The sequence below is a fragment of the Streptomyces sp. 840.1 genome, from assembly GCF_003751445.1.
Taxonomy (GTDB): Bacteria; Actinomycetota; Actinomycetes; order Streptomycetales; family Streptomycetaceae; genus Streptomyces.
The window spans coordinates 1,687,061-1,707,698 of record NZ_RJUU01000001.1 but is presented as its reverse complement, the minus strand read 5'-3'; the positions used below and the strand labels follow the sequence as shown (position 1 = coordinate 1,707,698).

Genomic DNA, 20,638 nt, shown 5'->3' with positions numbered 1-20,638 from the left:
AGCTGGGGCCCCGAGCATGCAGGCGCAGCCCGGATGCGGTCACGAAGGCTTTCTCGTACCGGCGGATGGCGGCAACGACGTGACGATGGGAGGAACATGCGCTGGGAAAGCGTTCATGTGGCGGGTGCCGGAGTCTGGCTGCCAGGGCCGGTCACCGCCCGCTCGGCGGTGGAGGCGGGCCGGTACGACCCCGAGCAGTGCGCCGCCGACGACCTGATCGAGGTCCGGGTCGCCCCCGATGACATGGCACCGCCGGATATGGCCGTGCACGCGGCGACCACCGCGCTCAAGCGGTCCGGCGTCGACGTCGAGGACATCGAGCTGCTCGTGCACGCGAGCATCTGGTTCCAGGGCGTGGAGATGTGGCCGGCCGCCTCCTACATCGCCGGGCAGGCCCTCGGCCGGCACATCCCGGCCTTCGGGCTGCGCCAGGAGTGCAACGCGGGCCTCGCCGCGCTCGAAGTCGCCGCCAGGCACGTGGCGTCGGGCCCGGACACGGCTGCCGCCGTGGTCACCACCGCCGACCGCTTCGGCGAGCCGGTGATCCAGCGGTGGAGCAGCGAGCCCGGATTCGTCTACGGCGACGGGGCGAGCGCCCTGCTGCTCTCGCGCCGGGGAGGCTTCGCCCGGCTGCTCTCGACGGCCGCCGGCGCCGACAACTCCCTCGAAGCCGTGGTCCGGGGTGCGGGATTCGTGCCCCACCCGACCGCCGAACCGCTCGATCTTCCCGGCCGGGTCGAGTACTTCATCAAGAACACCGGGAGCTTCCGGTCGGCGACCGAGCGCCTCGCGGCCGTCGTGCGGGACGTGGTGGGCCGGGCTCTCGCGGACGCCGACACCGACATGGAATCCATCGCACGCGTGGTGGTCCCGGCCAGCGGGCGCAGCCGGATGGACTGGCAGGTCGACTCGCTGCTCGGCATCCCGCTCGCCAAGTCCAGCTGGGACTTCGCACGCCGGGCCGGCCACCTCGGCGCCGGTGACCAGGCCGCCGGTCTCAACCACCTCGTCGAGACCGGACAGGTGTCCCCGGGGGACAAGGTGCTGCTGGTCGGCGGCGGCTCCGGGTTCAGCTGCACCTGTGCGGTGGTCGAGATCACCGAGGCGCCGCAGTGGCTCCCCCAGGACGGCACGCGACACACGGAGGCACCGTGACCACCTTCGCAAGCCCTCCCGCCGAGGTGCTCCCCGACACCACCTTCGTGGCCAGCGACATCGAGAACGTCGCCGAGACCTTCCTGGGCCGCGCGGTCGCCGCGGCCTGCGACGCGCCTGCGGTCCGCGACCGCCGGGGCGTGTGGAGCTACGCCGAACTCGACCGGGCGGCACGGGGGTTCGAGCAGCGCCTCGGTGAGCTCGGGATCGGTCCGGGCGACCGCGTGCTCACCCGGATCGGCAGCGTCAAGGAGTTCCTCGCGCTGCTGTACGGCACCTGGCGCCACGGCGCCACGCTCGTGCCCGTCAGCCCCGCGATGAAGGCGTACCACCTGAGCCCGGTACTGGCCGACTCCCGGCCGTCCCTCATCGTGGTGGACGGCGCGGAACGGGTCGCGGCGGACGGGGTGACCTGGCCGCAGGACACACCCGTGCTGGTCTTCGACGAGATCGACTACACGCCGTCCGGCCCTGCGGACGGCCCGGCCCGCCCGGTGCCCGCCGACCGGCTGGCCCTGCTCATCTACACCTCGGGCAGTACCGCGGCCCCCAAGGCCGTGGCCTGCCCGCACGCGCCGATCGCCTTCGCGGCCCGCGCGATCACCGCCCGGCTCGGCTACCGGTCCGACGACGTGGTGCTCACCGCGGTGCCGCTCTCCTTCGACTACGGCCTCTACCAGGCCCTGCTCTGCGCGCTCGCGGGGGCGGAACTGCTGCTCTCCGACGCCGACGAGCACGCCAGGCTGCTCGGTTTCGCCCGCGACAACGGGGCGACGGTGGTGCCGCTCGTACCCTCGCTCGGCGAACTGCTGGTCCGCCTCGCCACCCGGGACACCCGGCCGACGAAGGTGCGCCTGTTCACCAACACGGGCGCCGCGCTCAACGCCCCGCTGATCGCCGCACTGCGCGAGCGGTTCCCGGGCGCGCGGGTGGCCGCGATGTTCGGCACCACCGAGTGCAAGCGCATCACCATCCTGGAGCCGGACGGCGACATCGGCCGGCCCGGCTCGGTCGGGCCCGCACTGCCGGGCACGCAGGTGCTGATCCTGGACGAGGACGGCCGGCCGCTGCCGCCGCTGGAGACGGGCGAGATCGTGGTGCGCGGGCCGCACCTCATGGCCGGTTACTGGCGTGCGCCGCAGCCCACCGCACTGCGCTTCCGCACCGGGGCGGACGGCACGACGACCCTGCACACGGGGGACTACGGCCGGCTCGACGAGGACGGCCACCTCTACTTCCAGGGCCGCAGGGACGACCTGTTCAAGCGGCGGGGCCTGCGGATGAGCGCCATCGAGATCGAGGCCGCCGCCCTGGACGTCGAAGGCGTCCGGGAGGCTTCGCTGCTCGTTCCGGAGACGGACCGCGACATGGTCCTGTTCGTGGTCGGTGAGCTGACGGCGCAGGAGGCCGTGGACCGGCTCGCCGAACGCCTGGAGCCGGCGAAGGTGCCGGAGATCTGCCACGTACTCCCGGCGCTGCCGCTGACCCCCAACGGCAAGACCGACCGCAAGCGGCTCATCGCGTATCTGAAGGAGACCGACGGTGACGCATGACCAGCGGGACCCCCGGCCCGACACCGGCGAGGAGCTGGCCGGGCGGCTGCTGAGCGACTACGGCAGCCCGCTGTACGTCTACGACCTGGACCGGGTGCGACAGGCCTACCGGGACCTGACGGCCGCCCTGCCCGAGGGCTCCCGCCTCTACTACTCGCTCAAGGCCAATCCGCACCCCGGTCTGGTCGCCGAGCTGACGCGGGCCGGTGCCCGCGCGGAGATCACCTCCCGCGGCGAGCTCGCGGCCGCCGTCGAAGCGGGCTGCCCGCCCCACGAGCTGCTGTACTCGGGCCCCGGCAAGACGCCGGGCGAGCTCGACGAGGCGGTCCGTCTCGGGGTGCGCTCCTACTCCACCGAGTCGTTCGGCGACCTCGAACGCGTCGGCGCGGCCGGTGCCGCGCACGGGGTGACCCTGGACTGCGTCCTGCGGATCAACGCGTCCGGCGCGCCGGGTGACGCGGGGCTGCGGATGACCGGCAGCGCCTCGCAGTTCGGCTTCGACCTGGACGTCCTGTTCGACGCCCCGCACCGGCTGCTGACCGAGGGCGCACGCGTCGTCGGGCTGCACTTCTTCCCGCTGACCAACGCCCGCGACGAGGCCGGGCTGTGTGCCGAGATCATCCAGTCCGTGCGGACCGCCGCCGAACTGCGGGACCGGCTCGGCATCGACCTGCGGCTGGTCGACCTCGGCGGCGGCTTCGCCGCACCGTACGCCGTGCCCGGTGAACGGCCCCGCTATCCCGGGCTGAGGGCCGCCGTGAGCGAGGCCCTGGACGAGCACCTGCCCGGGTGGCGCGAGGGCGCGCCCCGGATCGCCTTCGAGTCCGGCCGCCACCTGGTCGGCGACAGCGGCACCCTGCTGACCACCGTCACCGATGTCAAGGACAGCCGGGGCTCCCGCTTCGCGGTACTCGACTCGGGCATCAACCACCTCGGCGGGCTCTCCGGCCTCGGCCGGCTGCTGCCGATGAAGGCGCGGCCGCTGAACACCGACCCCGACGCGGCGGCCCAGCGGGTCACCCTGGCGGGCCCGCTGTGCACCCCGGCCGATCTGCTGGGCCGAGGGGTGGAGATCGCCGGGGTGCGCTCCGGCACGGTGCTCGCCTTCCCGAACGTCGGCGCGTACGGCCTCTCGGCCAGCCTGCTCGGCTTCCTCGGGCACCGGACGCCGGCCGAGGTGCTCGTCGACGGCGACGACGTGGTCTCCGCCACCCGCCTCGCCCTGCACCGGCACCAGGTCGCGCCGGACACCGGGCCGTCCCGCCGGACGGCCGGAACGACAACGAAGGAGCTGACATGAGTGAGCACTGGGACCCGGCGTTCGAGGGCCTGCTGAAGGAGATCCTGCCCAGGCTGGCCGAGCGCGGCGAGGTCGGGCCCGACATCAGCCTCAAGGCGGTGGGTCTCGACTCGCTGGCCATGGTCGAGGTGCTGATGACCGTCGAGAACACCTACGGCATCAGCATCCCCGACGACGACCTGGAGCCCGAGGTCTTCACGTCCCCCGCGACGCTCTGGGCACTGGTCGACCGCTTCCGGGAGAGCCAGGCCACGGCCTGACCCGTACCGCACGCGCAACCGCTCGCGCCGGTCGGCGCAACCGGGACTACAGGGCCCGGGGCCAGCATCGGTACCCACAGGCAGGCACACGCAGGCAGAGGATATTCAGGCTTCAGGAGTGAATGTGCAGGACGACCGGGCGCAAGCCTTCTTGATGATTCTGACCGAGCAACTCATCGCCGTACGACCCGATACGGCGGACCGGCTGGTTACCGAACGCTCCCGTCTCACCGGGGACCTCGGCTTCGACTCGGTCGACCTCGCCGAGCTCTTCGAGCGGATCCGGGACGTGCTGGGCGAGGTCGACATCGCGGACTGGCTGGCGATGGCCACCCGGGCCGAGGGCGACACCGTCGGCAGCCTCACCCGTTATCTGAGTGCGGCCGTGACCACGGACGTCCCGCAGCCGATGGTGGCGGGGAGGCCGCGATGACCGTCCTCACCGACGCGGCACCGCCCACCGCGGACACGGGCACGGGCACCGACTACGTCGCGCTCGCGGCGGAGCTGGCCAAGGGGTTCGCCGAGCGGGCCGCGGAGCACGACCGGGAGGGCACCTTCCCGTCGGAGAACTTCCGCGAGCTGGTGGCCTCCGGCTACACGGCCATGACCGTTCCCCGCGAGTACGGCGGCGGGGGAGTGGGCCTGGAGGAGCTCTGCCGGGCGCAGGAGACCCTGGCCGCCGGCTGCGCCAACACCGCGTTCGCCGTCAACATGCACGTGCACGGCATCGCGATGATCGCCGGCATCGGCGGCCCCGGGGCCGAGCGGGCCTACCGGGCGATCGCCCACGAGGGCTCCGTCATCGCGGGCGGTTTCAGCGAGCCCGGCGTCGGCGGCAACTGGTGGCACCCCACGACCAAGGCCGAGCCGGTGGAGGGCGGATACCTCCTCAACGGCCGCAAGGGGTTCTTCACCGGGTTCCCGGCCGCCGACCTGCTGTTCCTCTCGGCCGCCCGGACCGACGACCGGGGCCTGCCCGAGCCGGTCGGCTTCCTGGTCCCCAAGCCCGAGCGCGGGGTCACCGTCACCTCCGAGTGGGACGCGGCCGGCATGCGCGCCACCGGCAGCCACTCGCTGCTGCTGGACGACCTGTTCGCCGCGTCCGACGAGATGGTCGGTGAACCGGGCGCACTGCCCCTGATGTTCATGCAGGGCGTCCACTGGGCCTGGTGCAGCTTCGCCTCCGTCTTCCTCGGGATCGCGCGCGGCGCACTCGACGGGGTGGTGCGCGAGCAGCGCGGCCGCACCCTGCACGTCCTGGACCGGACCGTGGCCCATCTGCCCGGCGTGCAGTTTCGGGTGGCGGAGATGAAGACCCGCCTCGCGGCCGCCGAAGCGCATCTGTACCAGGCGGTACGGGCCGACCACGACCGGGAGATCGCGGCGGACCCGCTCGGGCACTACATCGAGATGAGCGTGATGAAGAACAGCGTGTGCCGCCTCGCCCACGAGGTCGTCACGCTCGCCATGCAGGTACAGGGCGGCTCCGCGCTGCTGTCCGGCCATCCCCTGCAGCGCGCCTACCGCGACGTGGTGGCGGGACTGCTCGTACCCCCGAACTCCGACGTCACGGCCGAGTGGGCGGGCAAGCACGCGCTCGGCGTGCCGGTGTTCGCCGAACCCCGATGGGAGGGCTGAGCGCGATGGCGACAGCCGTACAGGACACGGAGCGCGCCGCGCGCTGGGCGCAGCTGCGTGCGACCGCGCAGGAGCTGGCCGAACGCTTCGCGCAGCGCGCCGAAGAGGGTTACGACAAGGGTGAGTTCGTCGGCCGGAACATCCAGGACCTGATCGACTCCGGGCTCACGGCCGTGAACGTGCCGAGGGAGCTCGGTGGCTTCGAGGCCACGCTGGAGGAGAACACCCGGCTGCTGCGGATCATCGCCGGCGGCTGCGGGTCCACCGCCTTCACGCTGGCCATCCACGCCGTTCTCACCGGGTCGATGCGCAGCGATCTCAGCGTGGCCGTGCGCGAGCGCATGTTCGGCGCGGTACGGGACGGGGCGTTCATCGTCGGACCGTTCACCGACGAGGGGTCGGGCGGCAACTGGGTCATGCCCTCGACGGTGGCCCGGCGCACCCCTGACGGCTTCGTCCTCGACGGGGTCAAGCACTTCGCGACCGGCTTCGACGCGGCCACCCACCTGGTGATCACCGCCGGCCTCGACGACGACCACCTGGAACCGCCCTTCAACCTGGCGGCGTTCTTCGTGGAGAAGCCCGAGCGGGGCGTCGAGGTGATCTCGCGGTGGAGCGGGTTCGCGCTGCCGATGACCGGGTCGCACTCGCTGAAGCTGGACTCCCTGCAGGTCGACGCCGACGACTCGGTCTTCCCCGACGGGCTGACCCCGTTGTTCGTCATGGCCCGTCAGCAGTGGGGGCACTACTGCTTCGCGGCCGTCTTCCTGGGGCTCGCCGAGCAGGCCTACGAGCTCGCGCTGCGGCGCACCCGGGGGCGCTCCACCACGGCGGTCACCGACCTCGCCCGGCTGCCGGGCATCCAGTTCGCCGTGGCCCGCATGCGGTCCTCGCTGGCCACCATGGACGCGCTCCTCACCGAGTACGCGACGCGCCACCTGGAGCCGGGCGACGACCTGCCCGCGTTCGTGGCCGACACCTGCGTGCCCAAGTACTACATCACCAACGAGGCCGAACACGTGGTGGCGACCGCGTTCGAGGTGATCGGCGGGTCCGGCATCCGGGAGGGCTCCCGGATCGGGCAGATCTGGCGGGACGTGAAGGCCGGTCCGCTGCTGCCGTTCACCAACGACATGGCCCGCGAGTTCATCGGCAAGGCGACCCTGGGCATCAGCCCCGTCGAGACACCGAGGTGGGTGTGATGGCCGCGACCGCGGGCGACAGCCGGACCCGGGCGGCCGAGGCCCGCCCGGTGCCGATCGACAACGAGTACTACGAGCAGGTCGGCGACGACTGGTGGAACACCGAGGGCCCGCTGCGCGTCCTGCACGAGATGAACCCGGCGCGCACCGGCTACTTCGACCGGATCCTGCGCAACCGGTTCGCCGGGCGGCCCCGCGAGGAGGTCCGGGTCGTGGACCTGGGCTGCGGCGGCGGCCTGGTCTCCGAGGACCTCGCCTCCCGCGGCTATCCGGTGACGGGCATCGACCTGTCGCCCGGCACCGTGGACGCGGCCAGGCGGCATGCGGAGGCCTCCGGGGTGCAGGTCACCTACCGGGTCGGTTCCGCCTACGGCACCGGGCTGCCGGACGGCTGCGCCGAGGCCGTCGTCGCCTCGGACGTGCTGGAGCACTTCCAGGACCTGCCGGCCGCGCTGGCCGAGGTGGAGCGGCTGCTGGTACCCGGCGGCGTGCTCCTCTTCGACACGGTCAACCGGACCGTGCGCAGCTACCTGCTGCTGATCCTGGTGGCCGAGAAGATCCTGCGGATCATCCAGCCGGGCACCCACAACTGGCGGATGTTCATCCGTCCCGCCGAACTGAGCACGCTGCTGGCCGAGTCCGGGATGCGCCTCACCGACTCCCGCGGCCTCGGCCCGGCCCGCCCGGTCCCCGCACTCCTGCCGGACCTGCTGCGCCACCGCCGGCTCGGGAAGTTCACCGTTGGCGGCGATCTGTCGGCCAGCTACATCGGATACGCAATCAAGTCCGGCCCGCACGAGCGCTGAACCGGGCACCGACACTCACACCTGTGAAGGACACCATGGTCTCCATACGCTCTGCCAGTGCGGTAGCCACCGAAGTCCGGGCCGAGCCGGACACCGTACGCGCGCTGCTCCTCGACGTCGTCGGCTGCGGCGTGCTGATGCCCGGCGTGGAATCCCTCACCGACGAGGGCGACGACGTCTACCACTACGTGCTGGCCACCATCTCCAACGGCGCCGTCAGCCACACCCCCGACCACCGGTCGAGGTTCGACACGACCGAGCCGGGACGCATCCGCTGGGAGCCGGTCGGGGAGCACAACTTCCGCTCCTGGGGCGAGTTCCGCACCTCGCCGGGCAACACGCCCGGCACCACCTACCTGGAGATCGACACCCGTTCGGAGGCGGACGTGAACATCGCGCCCGTGGTGCTGCCGCTGGTCGAGCCGTTCGCCAGGCAGCAGAGCGACCAGGTGACCGAGGGCTTCCTCGACGCGATCAAGGCACGGCTGGAGTCCGCCGGCGCGGTCCTGGAGACCGCGGGATGACCGCCGTCACCGAGACCGCCGCAGGGGCCGGCGCACAGGAGACCCGCGGGGCGGCGCGGATCCTCGCCCTGCGTACCACGGCGCCGGAGAACGTGGTCCCGCAGCAGAGTGCCTTCGACGAGTACTACCGGGAGATGTTCCGGGACGTTCCCCAGGCCGAGGAGATCTTCCGGGGTTCGGGGGTGCAGAGCCGCCACATGGCATGGGACCCGCGCACCGCCTACGCGGACGGCTTCCCGCCCATCAAGACCCGCATGCTGGCCTGGGAGGAGAACGTCCTGGCCATGAGCCGGCGGACGGTCGGCGGCGTCCTCGACGAGGCGGCCGGCGGCGCCGTGCGCGAGCGGGTCGGCTCCCTGGTGCTGGCCAGCTGTACGGGGTACGCGGGACCCACCCCCGACATCGTGCTGGCCAGGGAGTTCGGGCTGCGCCAGGACCTGCGCCGCACCTTCATCGGGCACATGGGCTGCAACGCCGCCTTCAACGTGCTGAAGACCGCCCTGGACGCGGTGGCCGCCCGGCCCGACGAGCTGGTGCTCGCGGGGTCCGCCGAGGTCTGCTCCGTCCACCTGCGGCCCGAGTACACGGCCGAACAGGCCGTCGTGAACGCCCTGTTCGGCGACGCCGGCGGGATGCTCCTGCTCGGGGCCGACGACGGTGGGCCGGGGCCGGTCGTGCTCGGCACGCACACCGAGACGCATCCCGAGACGATGCACGCGATGAGCTGGCACATCGAGGACTCCGCGTTCCGGATGACGCTCTCCCCGTACGTCCCGTTCTACCTGTCGGAGAGCATCGACCCGTTCGTCAAGCGGCTGCTGGCCCCGCACGGGCTGGAGGCGTCCGACGTGCGGCACTGGGGCATCCACCCGGGCGGTCCGAAGATCATCGACTTCGTCGGCGAGAAGCTGGAGCTCCGCCCCGGGCAGCTCGCGTCCTCCAGGGCCGTGCTCGCCGAGAACGGCAACTGCTCCTCGGCCACGATCCTGCTCATCCTCGACCGGATCCTGCGCGAGGACCGCCCGGAACCGGGCGAGTACGGCGTGATCATGGCGTTCGGCCCCGGACTGACCATGGAGTCGGCACTCATCCGCTTCTGACCCGCCACCGCATCCCGTTCCGATCCGATTCCGATGGGACCTCACGCCATGACGAGCGCACTGAAGCCACGCTGGGCCACACCCGATCTGCACGCCGCCATCAAGGACCACTACGACGGCCTGATCGAGCTGTACGAGGACCTGTGGGGCGAGCACATCCACCACGGCTACTGGGCCGACGGCGAACCCGACCCGGGCCGGCACGCCGCCCAGGTGCGGCTGGTCGAGGAGCTGATCTCCTTCGCCCCGGTGCCCCGGGGGGCGCGGGTGCTCGACGCCGGCTGCGGCATCGGCGCCTCGTCGGCGCACCTCGCGGCGACCCTGGGCTGCGACGTGGACGGCATCACCATCAGCGAGGAGCAGATTAGGCGCGCCGAGACGAAGGCCGCCGAGGCCGGGGTGAGCGACCGCACCGCGTTCCGGCTGATGGACGCCATGCACACGGACTACCCCGAAGGCTCCTTCGACGTGGTCTGGGCGCTGGAGAGCTGTGAGCTGATGCCCGACAAGAAGGCGTTCCTCGCGGAGTGCTTCCGGGTGCTCAAGCCCGGTGGCACGCTCCTGGTGGCCACGTGGTGCGCCCGCGACGACAAGCTGACGTCCGAGGAGTCCCGGCTGCTCGACCGCATCTACCGGGACTTCGTCGTCTCGCACGTGCTGCCCCTGGACCAGTACCGCGACCTCGCGGGGGGCCTGGGCTTCGAGGACGTCCGGACCGTCGACTGGTCCGGACAGGTGCAGGACACCTGGAAGCTCTCCACGGACATCGTCAAGCCCGTGGTCCGCGACCCCTCCATGATCTGGAAGCTCGTCCGGGCCAAGGGCATGGACATCTTCAGGTTCCTCAACTCCGTACCCCTGATGAAGCAGGCGTACGAGCGCGACGTGATGCGCTACGGAGTGCTCCGCGCCACCCGGCCGCTGTGACCGACGCCCCGCCCGACCCTTCCTGGAGAACGTGATGACCACAACCGCCTCCGAGGCGACGTCAGTCGAGTCACTGGTCGGCGAACTGCTCTCCCAGCAGTGGCTGATCGACCTGTTCACCGAGCTGACCGAACGACAGACCGGCTCCGTCGCCGCCACCGGGCGCCTGCGTGAGCTGGACGCGTCCCCCCACGTCTTCTGGCCCTTCCACTCGCCGCAGTTCCCGCTGATGGTGAACGAGGCGCACGGCAGCCGGATCACCGACGTGGACGGCAACACCTACATCGACTGCCACCTCGGCTTCGGCGCCCAGGCCCTGCACGGGCACAGCCCCGAACCGGTCGTCGACTTCGTCAAGGAGCAGCTCGGGGCCACCACCGGCAACGGCTACTGCCACCCGGTCGAGGCGCAACTCGTCGACCTGCTGCACGAGTTCGTACCGCACGTCGAGAAGTTCGCCTTCCTGAACTCGGGCACGGACGCGACGGCCGCCGCGATCCGGCTGGCCAGGGCGCACACGGGCCGGCGGATGGTCGCCAAGTTCGAGGGCTCGCTGCACGGAGTCCACGACCTCGGGATGCACAACACGGCCTTCTGGTACCACGGACACCCCGCGCAGCCCTTCCCCGGCCGGACGGCCGAGGGCGGGATCGAGCGCCAGTCGGCGCTGACCGGGGTGCCGGTCGCCGACGCCCGCGACCTGCTGGTGCTGCCCAACGACCCGGTCCTCGCCCTGGAGCTGATCGAGCGGCACAAGGACGAGCTGGCCTGCGTGCTGACCGAGGCGGCCTCCTCCTCCTTCCCGTTCGTCGAACACACGGTGCCGCTCCTCAAGACCGTGTCCGAGGCCTGCCGCCGGCTGCGCGTCCCCTTCGTCCTCGACGAGGTGCTGACCGGCTTCCGCTACGGGCCCGGCGGCGCCGCCGCCCACTTCGGCATCGAGGCCGACCTGTACTGCTACGGCAAGGTCATCAGCGGACTGGGCATCCCGCTCTCGGCCGTCGGCGGCCGGGCCGCCCTGCTCGACCACATGCAGACCTCCGGGCTCCCGCTGACCGACATCGGGCGCAAGACCTGCGTCCAGACCACCCACGCCGGCAACCACCTGGCGCTCTCCGCCTCGTACGCGAGCCTGCGGCTGCTGCACGAGCAGCGGGACACGTACTACACGCAGACGCGCGCCAAGGTCGCCATGGTCCAGCAGCGGCTGGCCGACTTCAGGTCCCGGACCGCCATCCCGCTGCGGCTGGTCGGCTTCGGCGACTTCATCGGCTCGTTCGGCTTCCTGGAGAAGGACAGCTACGACGACTACCGGACGTTCGCCGGCTCGGTCAACCCGATCGCGTTCTTCCTGCTGACCCTCATGCTGCGCAAGCGCGGCTTCTACACCCTCAGCCTCCCGATGCTGTTCACCGGCGGCGCGCACAGCACCGAGGACCTGGAGGCACTGGTCACCGCCGTCACCGACTCGGCGCTCGAACTGGACAAGCACGGCTTCCCGTTCATCCTCCCCGGGGCCGGACAGCAGTGAGCCGGGGGCCGGACGAGCGGGCGGACGCGGTCGTCGTCGGCGCGGGGCTCACCGGCCTCGTCGCCGCGGTCCGGCTGGCGTCCACCGCCGGGCCCGGCCGCCGGGTGGTGCTGCTCGAATCAGGCAGTGAGGCCGGCGGCCGGGCCCGCACCACCGAGCACGACGGCTACCGGCTCGGCCTCGGCCCCCGCGCCCTGTACCGGAGCACCCGCAAGCAGCTGGAGGCCCTGGGCGTCCGCGTCCCGGGCAGCGCCCCCGACCTGGCCGGCGCCCTGGCGCTGCGCGACGGGGAACTGCACCCCGGATACGCCGCGGCCGGCCCGCTGATGCGGACCGGGCTGCTCTCCGTACGCGAACGGGTGGCCGTGGCCCGGCTGCTGGCCCTGTCGGGCGCGCGCTCCGGGAGAGCCGGAACGGACGCCGCGCGGTGGCTGGCCGACCGGCTGCCCACGGAGCGCGCCCGCCAGGCCGCCTTCGCCGTGCTGCGCATCAGCTCCTATGTGGGCCGCCCCGACATGATCGGCGCGGATGCGCTTGCCGCGCACTTCGCCGAGGCGCGGCGCAGGGTGCGGTACGTGGACGGCGGCTGGCGCACCGTGGCCGAAGCGCTGCTCGAACGGGCGGCCGCGCTGGGCGTGCGGCTGCGCACCGGAGTCAGGGCCGAGTCGGTGGAGGGCGGGGCCACCGCCTACGTCACCACGGCCGGCGGCCCGGGGATCCGGGCCCGCGCGGTGGTCGTCGCGGGGCTGTCCCCGGGCGCCGCGGGACGGCTGCTGGAGCGGCCCGGCCTCGCGGACACGGCGGGCCGCCCGCTGCACACGGCCTGCCTGGACGTGGCGCTGAGCCGGCTGCCCGACCCGGCCCGTTCGCTCGTCTTCGGCGTCGACGAACCGCTGTACCTCTCCGTCTTCTCCGGCACCGCCCGGCTCGCCCCGGCCGGGGGCGCCGTACTGCACCTGGCGCGGTACGACGACGGGACGGAGCCCGGCGCCCGCGAGGTGCGGGCCCGGCTGTACGCCTTGCTGGACAGCTGCCAGCCCGGCTGGCGCGAGGTCCTGGTGCACGAGAGGTTCCTGCCCAGGATCACCACCATGACCGCGTTGCCGGAGGCACGGCTCGGCGGGCTGGCGGGCCGGCCGGGGCCGGCCGTGCCGGGCCGGCCGGGTGTCTTCCTGGCCGGCGACTGGGTGGGCCCCCGGGGCCTGCTCGCCGACGCCGGCGTGCTCAGCGGGGTGCGGGCGGCGCAGGAGGCGGCCGCCCGCCTGTGAGTCCGATCCGGCCCGACCCGACCCGACACGATCCCGGAGTCGTCATGCGTCCGATCCGTATCGCCGCCGTAGGCGGCTCGTTGCGTTCCACCTCGGTCTCCGCGGCCGTGCTGCGCGCCTGTGCCGCACGTGCCCGGCTGGCCGGCGCCCACGTCACCCTGCTGACCGGTCCCGATCTCGTGATGCCGCTGTACGACCCGGACGCGGTCACCCGGTCCGGGCCCGCGCTGCGGCTGCTGGAGGCGCTGCGGAACGCCGACGGTGTCCTGCTGGCGAGCCCCACGTACCACGGTGGGATGTCGGGTCTGCTGAAGAACGCCCTCGACCACACCGAGGACCTGGCGGGTGACACCCCGGGCTATCTGGACGGGCGGGCCGTGGGATGCCTCACCGTCGCGTGGAACGACGTGGCCGGCGCGTCCGCGCTCGCCGGGCTGCGGGCCACCGCGCAGTCGCTGCGCGGCTGGACGGTCCCGATGGGGGTGGTCGTGGGCGCCGGCACGGAGTTCACGGAGGCGGACTGCGCCGACGCGCGTACCGCCCGGCGGCTGGACATCCTCACCGGCCAGGTACTGGACTTCGCCCGGATGCGGCAGGGCCGGGAGGCGGTGCGCCGGGAGCGGGAGACGGCCGGTGCGGCCCTGTAGCCGCAGCGCGCGGGACCGGTGACGGAAGGGGCCGGGCATCCTGTCGGATGCCCGGCCCCTTCCAGGTGCCCGTGTCCCGTTCAGTCGCTGTTCTCGTTGACACTGACCAGCGGCAGGCTGCGGCGGTCGGTCGCACGCGCGGCGGCGAGCAGTTCGCGCCCCTTGTCCGTCATCAGCTCCGGACGCCAGATCGTGCCGCCGTCGAGGTCCACCTTCACCTTGGTGATGCCCGGTACGGCGCCCACCTTCTGCTCGACCGACTGCATGATCGTCGGCACGGCCATGCAGAACGGGGCCGTGAGGCTGATCCGTACCGTGGCCTGACCGTCGTCATCCACCGCCACGTCGCGCACCAGGCCGAGGTCGATCAGGCTCATGGGGCGCTGCCAGGACTGGCTGCAGGGGTCGTAGACCTCGCAGAGCGCCGCGCGCACCCGCTGTCCGGCGGGGGGCTGCGGGCTCATGCCGCGACCTCGGATCCGGGGGTCCACAGCTCGGGCTGCGATTCCCGCCAGTAGGACCACATCGGGCGCATGCCGTGTTCCGCGCGGTAGGTGGCGAACTCGTCGTCGCGGATCTTCTCGGCGGCCGACGGCAGGTCGATCCCCGCGATGCGCGCGTAGTTGCCGGCGAGGAAGCCCGCCCGCTGCTCCTGGGTGATCTGCTCCAGGCCGAACCGCTCCAGGATCCGGTCGGAGAAGGTGAGCCGTGCCATCTTCTCCAGCACCGGCTGCGGGTGGAAGTGCAGGGCGCCGGAGGCGTAGATGATCTTCTCCGCGCCGCCGAGCGAGATGAGCTGGGCGAGCGCCTCCTCCACGTACCCCATGCCGTGCGCCAGGACAGCCGAGGTGATCTCCAGGTTGGCGTACACGTTGGGCAGCCGCATGAGCGCCATGGCGACCTCCTCCACGAAGGGAGGGAGTCCCGCGTGCACGATCTCGAAGGAGAGGTCGATGTGGCGGATGGCGACCGTCTCCAGGTCGTCGATGCCGAACGGGCCCAGCGGGACGAGCCCGTTGGGGACGATCTTGTGCACGGCGATGATCTTTATGCCCAGTTCCTTGGCGAGCTCGAAGAACGGGGTGAACTCCGGGTCGTCGAGCCGCCAGCTGTGGTCGGGTGAACCCGCGTTGGGGTACACCTTGATGCCGATGGTGCCCGGCAGCATTTCCACCTGCTCGCGCAGATCGCGCATACAGGCCTCGGCGCCGAGCAGCGGATTGATCCCCGCGTACGGCACCACCCGCTGGGGCCACTTCTCGGCCAGAACCCGGTTCTTCTCGCCGTTGCACAGACCGTCCTCGAAGACGCTGTCGATGCGCAGCCGGTGATTGACGGCCATATCCACATCGGACTCGGAGAACAGGGTCCAGGCCAGCAGTTCCGGTGGCCAGTCGGTGCAGAACGCCTCGCGCGGTATCGATGATCCCTTCGTCGCGAAGCGTTCGTGCATGCCCCACAGCATCTCCCGCAGCGCGAATGCGTGCAGGTTCGGGAATTCGCCGTCCTTCTTGAGATTGCTGTCCGCGACATTGTAGGGATGGACCGTGGCATCAATGACGAACATATTGTCGATCAACTGGATCTCCCGTCACAGCAGTTGCCGGCCGATACGGTTCTGGATGCGGCCGGGGCGAGTGTCGGGCAGCGGACTTCAGCGGGGCTAAAGCAGGCGCGTCCAGGCTCTGTGCAACGACGGAAGGTGAGGATCCATGTTCTCTGCCCTGGGCTCAGCGCTGCACAGCAGGCGGCGTGCCAGCCTCTTACTGGCCGTGCTCGCCACCGTGCTGGCCGCACTCTTCGGCGGCACGGTGCAGAGCAAACTGACCAATGGCCTCTCCGACTACGACGATCCGGGCGGTGCCAACGTCGCGGCCCGCAAGGTCATCGAGAGGGCCACCGGTATCGACGCCCAGCAGGGGTACGCCCTCCTCGTCCGTACCGACGCGGCCCTCGGCGCGAAGGACGCGAAGCCGGCCCGGGTGGCGGCCGCGGCCGCGCTGCTGGACGCCCGGCCCGAGGTCGAGCAGGTCATCGACTACGCCTCCGCGTCCAACCCCTCCCTGATCTCGGACGACTCCCGCAGCACCGTGGTCATCGGCTCGGTCGGCCCGATGAAGGAGTCGGCCACCATCGACGCGGAGAAGGCGCTCCAGAAGGCCATCGAGGACGACCCGGCGCTCCGCGGGAACGTCTGGCTCGGCGGCCCGACACCGGGCCACGTCCAGGTCGCGGACGTGTCCAACACGGACCTCGCCAAGGCCGAGAGCCTCGCCCTGCCGTTCATCCTCATTCTGCTGTTCCTGGTGTTCCGCGGCGTGGTCGCGGCACTGGTGCCGCTGGCCGGCGCGATCGTCTCGCTGCTGCTCACGCTGGCCGGGCTGCGGCTCGCCACCCTGTTCACGGGCGTCTCGACGGGGGCTCTCAACCTCGCCTTCGCCCTGGGACTCGGGCTCTCGGTCGACTTCGGGCTGCTGATGGTGTCCCGCTACCGCGAGGAACTCGCCGTGCACGGCGCGGGCAGCGAGGCGATCCGCCGTACGGTGGCGACCGCCGGGCGCACCGTGCTCTTCAGCGCGCTGACCGTGGCCGCCGCGCTCGCCTCGCTCATCGCGTTCCCGCACCCGTATCTGCGGTCCATGGGCCTCGCGGGCGTCATCACGGTGGTCTCGGCCGCGCTGTTCGCGCTGCTCGGGCTGCCCGCACTGCTCGCGGTCCTGGGCCGGCGGGTCAACGCCCTCGCCCCGCGCCGCTGGCAGCGCGACATCTCGGCGAGCGAGGCGGCGGGCAACCGCTGGCACCGGCTGGCCTCGGGCGTGATGCACCGGCCCGTGGTCGTCGCGGTCGCCGCCACCGCGGTACTCCTGGTGATCGCTTCGCCGGTGCTCGGCATCAAGTTCACCGGGGCGGACGCCTCCACGCTGCCGGCCGACACCAGTGCGGGCCGGGTGGCCCAGGCCCTGGAGCGGGACTTCGGGAAGCCGCCCGCCTCGCCGATGCAGATCGTCATCGACACCGGCGCCGGCGGCGCCCGGCTCACCTCGTACGCCGAGCAGATCGGGTCGGTCCCTGGCGTCGAGTCGGTCGGGGCCCCGTTCCGTCTCGACGGCGGGCACTGGGAGATCGACGCGGTGCTCGGCGGTGCGCCGCTGAGCACCGGGGCCAAGGAGGCGGCCGACGCGGTCCAGGACGTCAGGGCGCCGTACCCGGCCCGCTACACCGGGCTGACCGCGGACTTCCTGGCGCAGCAGCAGAGCATCGGTGACAAGCTGCCGCTCGCCGCGGGCATCCTCACCGTGGTCACGCTGCTCCTGCTGTTCGCGTTCTGCGGCTCGCTGATTCTTCCGTTCAAGGCGCTGGTGATGAACTTCCTCTCCACGGGCGCCGCCATGGGCTTCCTGGTCTGGGTGTTCCAGGACGGGCACTTCGGCTTCGCCGCCCAGAACGGCATCGAGGTCACCACGCCGGTCCTGGTCTTCGCCCTCGCCTTCGGCCTGTCCACGGACTACAACGTCTTCCTGCTCGGCCGCATCAAGGAGGGCAGGTCGGCCGGGCTCGACGACCGCACGGCGGTGGCCGAGGGGCTCGCCCGGACCGGCCCCGTCGTCACGTCGGCGGCCCTGCTGTTCTGCCTCGCGGTCGGCGCCCTCGCGCTCTCGCGGCTGGTCTTCATCAAGGAGCTCGGCCTCGGCACCGCGTTCGCCGTGCTGATCGACGCCACCGTGGTGCGGGCCCTGCTGGTGCCCTCCCTGATGGCGCTCCTCGGCAGCGCCAACTGGTGGGCCCCGGGCCCGCTGCGCCGGCTCCACGAGGCCCTGCACCTCGACCGGATGGAACCGGCGCACGCCGGGCCGCCGGCCGGGGAAGCGGCCCGCGCGCCGGAGAAGACGGAGAAGACGGAGCAGCCCGCGGCAAGCGCGTCCTGACCCCGTTCCGCCGCGCCGGCGGACCTGCGGCCCGGGATCCCGAGCGACAGGGATCCCGGGCCGTTCCGTGCCCGCCGGGCGTGCAGCGTCTGCGGGCCGTTCCGTGTCTGCGGGCCGTTCCGTGTCTGCGGGGCGGAGAGGCACGGGCACGGCGCCGAAGCAATTCCGCTACTCCAGTTGCGTAAATGGGGAGGGGCTTGCTAGCGTTAATTACGCAACTGGCGTAGCGAAATGAGGGAGCTCCCCATGATGGCCCTTGCCCGCAGAGGCCGCCCCCGGAGTGAGGGCGCAGACGGCCGGATCCTCGAAGCGGCCCACGAACTGCTGCTCACCCGGGGGTACGACCGCTTCTCGATGGACGAGGCGGCGGCGCGGGCCGAGGTCGCCAAGACCACGCTCTACCGGCGCTGGCCCACCAAGGACCACCTGATCGTCGCGCTGGTCGCCAAGATTCAGGACGAGGTGCCCGTGCCGGACACCGGCGACATCGGTACCGACCTGGTGGCGTACCTGGGCGACGTCGCGGCCGGGCTCAACCGGATGCGGCAGGTCGGCAGGCCCGGGGCGGAGGGGGACCGGTCGGCCGGCCTGGTGGCCGAGCTCGCCGCCGCCGCCGCCCGGCACGCCGATGTGGGCGCCGCCGTGCGGGAGCTCTTCGCCAGCCGCAACGCGCTCGTGCTGGCCCGGCTCGACCGGGCCCGCGAGTGCGGTGAGCTCGCTGCCGGCAGTTCGTCCGGCGTGGTCTTCGACCAGTTGGCCGGCGCCCTCTACTACCGGCTCCTCATCACCGGTGAGCCGATCGACGCCGCCTACGTGCGGCAGCTGGTCGTCTCGGTGCTCACCGGAGCCCGTTCCGAAACCCGCCCGGAAGGGAACTGACCATGGCTACGACGCCCGAGAGTGCCGAGACCGCACCGGTCTTCGAGACGGCCGCCGACGGAGCGCGCGACGAGCGCCGGCGGCCCCGCCGCAGGTGGATCCCGCTCTCCCTGCTCGCACTGCTGCTCGCCCTGGGCGGCTACACGGCCTGGACGCACGCCAGCCCCGTACGGCTGACCGCCTCCGTGGACATCGAGGCCAGCCCGGACCAGGTGTGGAAGGTCCTGACCGATCTCTCGCAGTACCCGGAGTGGAACCCCTTCGTGACCCGGTCCGAGGTGATCTCCGACGGCGGGCACCTCGTGGCCGGCGCCACCATGCGCAACCGGCTGACCCAGCCCAGCGGCGCGTCCACCTTCACCCCCGAGGTCCTGGTGGCCCACCCCGGCCGGGAGCTGCGCTGGCTCGGCAAGGTGGGGCCGGGCTGGCTGCTCGACGCGGAGCACCGCTTCCAGATCGAGCGGACCGGCGACGGCACGGTGCGGCTCACCCAGAGCGAGAAGTTCACCGGAGTCCTCCTGCCCTTCGCCAAGGGGCAGCTGGAGGGCGAGACGCTCCCTCAGTTCCGGGCGATGAACGAGGCGTTGAAGCACCGGGTGGAGGCACAGAAGTGAGCGGCGCCCGCAAGGCGCCGCTCACTTCGGGGACGGACTCCTACCAGGCCACCGGCAGTGAGGAGATCCCGTGGACCAGCATTCCTTCGGGCCGGCGCAGTTCCTCGGCGGGTATCGCGAGGCGCAGCGTCGGGAAGCGGCGGATCAGCGAACCGATCGCGATCTCCAGCTCCGCGCGGGCCAGGCCGGAACCGATGCAGTAGTGCGGGCCGTGGCTGAACGCGAAGTGCGGATTGACTCCCCGGTCGAAGTTCACCTCGTCGGGCCGCTCGAACTGGCGCGGATCCCGGTTGGCGGAGCTGAGCCCCGGCAGCACGGCGCTGCCCGCCGGGATCTTCACGCCGTTCAGCTCCACGTCCTCCAGCGTGATCCGCAGCAGGGCCTCGTCGCCCGGCGGGTGGAGCCTCAGCAGCTCCTCCACCGCCGCGCCCGTCGACCCGGGGTCGTTGCGCAGCCGTTCGAAGTGCTCGGGGTGGGTCAGCAGCGAGACGACGCTGTTCGCGATCTGGTTGACGGTCGTCTCGTGACCGGCCACCAGCAGGCTGATGCCGAGGAAGATCAGCTCCTCCTCGCTCAGCCGGTCGTCGTCGTCGTCATGGATGGAGACGAGCGCGGACAGCAGGTCCTCGCCGGGCTTGTCCCGCTTGGCGGCCACCAGCTGCCCCAGGTAGTCGCGCAGACCGATCTGGGCCGCCAGCATCTCCTCCTTGGTGCGGGAGGTGGTGGCGAGGAAGGCGCTCGACCAGGCGGCGAACTTCTCCTGGTCGTCGAAGGGGACGCCGAGCAGCTCGCAGATCACCGTGACCGGCAGCGGGAAGGCGAGCGCGGGAACCAGGTCGATCGGCGGGTCCTTCTCGGCCATCGCGTCGAGCAGCGCGTCGGTGTGCTGCTGGATGCGCGGGCGCAGCCCGGCCACCCGGCGGGCGGTGAACTCGCGGGAGACCAGCTTGCGCACCCGGGTGTGCTCGGGCGGGTCCATGTTGAGCAGGCTCTTGAAGTTCTGCGGGGCGGCGGCGAGCCGGGGCGCTCCCGGCTCCAGGGTCGCGGCCCGGCTGAACCGGGGGTCCGACAGGGCGGTCCGCACGTCCTCGTACCGGGTCAGCAGAAAGGCGTGGTCACCGCTGGGCATCCGGACCTCGGCGACCGGGTCCTCCTCGCGGAGCTTCCCGTACATCGGGCACTGCTGGAGTCCCGCGGCCCGCTCGAAGGGATAGGAGAGCACCTCGTCCGCGGTCCTGGGCGCTTCGGGGCTCGCTGTCATCTTCACGTCCTGTTCTCTGTGAGGGGGCCGGAGAAGGGAGTCCC

General features: G+C 72.0%; 20 protein-coding genes. 17 read left to right on the top strand and 3 right to left on the bottom strand.

The window, feature by feature from the left end:
* Nucleotides 1-96: 96 nt before the first annotated feature.
* The 14 genes from EDD93_RS07915 to EDD93_RS07850 all read left to right on the top strand — a co-directional run bounded on the left by EDD93_RS07915 (nt 97) and on the right by EDD93_RS07850 (nt 13,914).
* Entirely contained in the window at nt 97-1,155 is a 1,059-nt protein-coding gene (locus EDD93_RS07915) for a ketoacyl-ACP synthase III family protein (RefSeq protein ID WP_123524481.1), read from the top strand.
* Nucleotides 1,152-2,708, top strand: a complete 1,557-nt coding sequence (locus tag EDD93_RS07910) for a class I adenylate-forming enzyme family protein (RefSeq protein WP_123524480.1) — start codon at nt 1,152-1,154, stop codon at nt 2,706-2,708. The genes EDD93_RS07915 and EDD93_RS07910 overlap by 4 nt, the downstream gene beginning before the upstream one ends.
* The gene (locus tag EDD93_RS07905) at nt 2,698-4,008 is read left to right on the top strand and encodes a type III PLP-dependent enzyme (protein WP_260255657.1); all 1,311 of its coding nucleotides are present in this window, start codon (nt 2,698-2,700) and stop codon (nt 4,006-4,008) included. Before EDD93_RS07910 ends, EDD93_RS07905 begins: the two co-directional genes overlap by 11 nt.
* On the top strand, nt 4,005-4,268 hold the full coding sequence (locus EDD93_RS40120) for an acyl carrier protein (protein WP_123524479.1): 264 nt from the start codon (nt 4,005-4,007) through the stop codon (nt 4,266-4,268). Before EDD93_RS07905 ends, EDD93_RS40120 begins: the two co-directional genes overlap by 4 nt.
* 154 nt (nt 4,269-4,422) lie before the next feature.
* The gene (locus EDD93_RS07895; protein WP_148083842.1) at nt 4,423-4,701 is read left to right on the top strand and encodes a hypothetical protein; all 279 of its coding nucleotides are present in this window, start codon (nt 4,423-4,425) and stop codon (nt 4,699-4,701) included.
* Nucleotides 4,698-5,909 (top strand): acyl-CoA dehydrogenase family protein, encoded by a 1,212-nt coding sequence (locus tag EDD93_RS07890; RefSeq protein ID WP_123524477.1) that lies wholly within the window; start codon nt 4,698-4,700, stop codon nt 5,907-5,909. The genes EDD93_RS07895 and EDD93_RS07890 overlap by 4 nt, the downstream gene beginning before the upstream one ends.
* Before the next feature lie 5 nt (nt 5,910-5,914).
* Nucleotides 5,915-7,111: an acyl-CoA dehydrogenase family protein gene (locus EDD93_RS07885; protein WP_185092241.1), complete on the top strand. Its 1,197-nt coding sequence runs from the start codon at nt 5,915-5,917 to the stop codon at nt 7,109-7,111.
* Complete coding sequence (ubiG, locus tag EDD93_RS07880; protein WP_123524475.1) at nt 7,111-7,917, top strand: bifunctional 2-polyprenyl-6-hydroxyphenol methylase/3-demethylubiquinol 3-O-methyltransferase UbiG; 807 nt, start codon at nt 7,111-7,113, stop codon at nt 7,915-7,917. Before EDD93_RS07885 ends, ubiG begins: the two co-directional genes overlap by 1 nt.
* A 35-nt stretch (nt 7,918-7,952) precedes the next feature.
* Nucleotides 7,953-8,441: a hypothetical protein gene (locus EDD93_RS07875; RefSeq protein WP_148083841.1), complete on the top strand. Its 489-nt coding sequence runs from the start codon at nt 7,953-7,955 to the stop codon at nt 8,439-8,441.
* Nucleotides 8,438-9,541, top strand: a complete 1,104-nt coding sequence (locus EDD93_RS07870) for a type III polyketide synthase (RefSeq protein WP_123524473.1) — start codon at nt 8,438-8,440, stop codon at nt 9,539-9,541. The genes EDD93_RS07875 and EDD93_RS07870 overlap by 4 nt, the downstream gene beginning before the upstream one ends.
* Nucleotides 9,542-9,589: 48 nt before the next feature.
* Entirely contained in the window at nt 9,590-10,468 is an 879-nt protein-coding gene (locus EDD93_RS07865) for a methyltransferase domain-containing protein (protein WP_185092240.1), read from the top strand.
* Nucleotides 10,469-10,502: 34 nt separating this feature from the next.
* Nucleotides 10,503-11,999 carry an aminotransferase class III-fold pyridoxal phosphate-dependent enzyme gene (locus EDD93_RS07860; RefSeq protein ID WP_123524471.1) on the top strand — a complete coding sequence of 499 codons (1,497 nt, stop codon included), beginning with the start codon at nt 10,503-10,505 and terminating at the stop codon, nt 11,997-11,999.
* Nucleotides 11,996-13,267, top strand: a complete 1,272-nt coding sequence (locus EDD93_RS07855) for an NAD(P)/FAD-dependent oxidoreductase (protein ID WP_123524470.1) — start codon at nt 11,996-11,998, stop codon at nt 13,265-13,267. The genes EDD93_RS07860 and EDD93_RS07855 overlap by 4 nt, the downstream gene beginning before the upstream one ends.
* Nucleotides 13,268-13,311: 44 nt before the next feature.
* Nucleotides 13,312-13,914 carry an NADPH-dependent FMN reductase gene (locus tag EDD93_RS07850; protein WP_123527642.1) on the top strand — a complete coding sequence of 201 codons (603 nt, stop codon included), beginning with the start codon at nt 13,312-13,314 and terminating at the stop codon, nt 13,912-13,914.
* An 80-nt stretch (nt 13,915-13,994) separates the two neighbouring features.
* Here the strand turns inward: EDD93_RS07850 and EDD93_RS07845 are convergent, their stop codons facing one another.
* Nucleotides 13,995-14,378 (bottom strand): metal-sulfur cluster assembly factor, encoded by a 384-nt coding sequence (locus EDD93_RS07845; protein WP_123524469.1) that lies wholly within the window; start codon nt 14,376-14,378, stop codon nt 13,995-13,997.
* A complete protein-coding gene (locus EDD93_RS07840) occupies nt 14,375-15,481 on the bottom strand; it encodes an amidohydrolase family protein (protein ID WP_123524468.1) in 1,107 nt (368 codons plus the stop codon). Before EDD93_RS07840 ends, EDD93_RS07845 begins: the two co-directional genes overlap by 4 nt.
* A 145-nt stretch (nt 15,482-15,626) precedes the next feature.
* On the opposite strand from EDD93_RS07840, the gene EDD93_RS07835 reads away from it, so the two are divergent.
* The 3 genes from EDD93_RS07835 to EDD93_RS07825 all read left to right on the top strand — a co-directional run bounded on the left by EDD93_RS07835 (nt 15,627) and on the right by EDD93_RS07825 (nt 19,333).
* Nucleotides 15,627-17,840 carry an MMPL family transporter gene (locus EDD93_RS07835; protein ID WP_123524467.1) on the top strand — a complete coding sequence of 738 codons (2,214 nt, stop codon included), beginning with the start codon at nt 15,627-15,629 and terminating at the stop codon, nt 17,838-17,840.
* 246 nt (nt 17,841-18,086) lie between these two features.
* The gene (locus EDD93_RS07830) at nt 18,087-18,719 is read left to right on the top strand and encodes a TetR/AcrR family transcriptional regulator (RefSeq protein ID WP_185092239.1); all 633 of its coding nucleotides are present in this window, start codon (nt 18,087-18,089) and stop codon (nt 18,717-18,719) included.
* A 2-nt stretch (nt 18,720-18,721) separates the two neighbouring features.
* The gene (locus EDD93_RS07825) at nt 18,722-19,333 is read left to right on the top strand and encodes an SRPBCC domain-containing protein (protein WP_123524465.1); all 612 of its coding nucleotides are present in this window, start codon (nt 18,722-18,724) and stop codon (nt 19,331-19,333) included.
* A 40-nt stretch (nt 19,334-19,373) separates the two neighbouring features.
* On the opposite strand, the gene EDD93_RS07820 is transcribed toward EDD93_RS07825, so the two are convergent.
* A complete protein-coding gene (locus tag EDD93_RS07820; RefSeq protein WP_123524464.1) occupies nt 19,374-20,594 on the bottom strand; it encodes a cytochrome P450 in 1,221 nt (406 codons plus the stop codon).
* Nucleotides 20,595-20,638: the final 44 nt, after the last annotated feature.